At 38.1% G+C, this 257-nt stretch carries 1 protein-coding gene; it reads right to left on the bottom strand.

What is annotated here, in order from left to right; all coding sequences use genetic code 11:
• Positions 1–257: met regulon transcriptional regulator MetJ (metJ, locus tag AAEY78_RS13890; protein WP_352339952.1), on the bottom strand; the 257-nt coding region annotated here is incomplete at both ends.

The raw sequence follows: 257 nt of genomic DNA, 5'->3' as shown, positions 1-257 counted from the left end.
ACCCATTTCTTGCATTATTTTTTTAACTTCTTCTGGCACTTTTTCGGCGTTATCTTTACGTAAGTCATCGTCATTTGGTAAAGGTTGGCCAGTAAAAGCATGCAAAAATGCCTCACATAGCAATTCACTATTTGTAGCATGGCGAAGGTTATTGATTTGACGACGTGTACGTTCGTCAGTTAATACCTTTAATACATTTAGCGGGATCGAAACGGTGATCTTTTTAACTTGCTCTGATTTTTTACCGTGTTCTGCGT

The sequence above is a fragment of the Psychrobacter sp. 16-MNA-CIBAN-0192 genome (assembly GCF_040309565.1).
Lineage (GTDB): Bacteria > Pseudomonadota > Gammaproteobacteria > Pseudomonadales > Moraxellaceae > Psychrobacter.
This window is presented reverse-complemented; position numbering and strand designations above follow the sequence as displayed.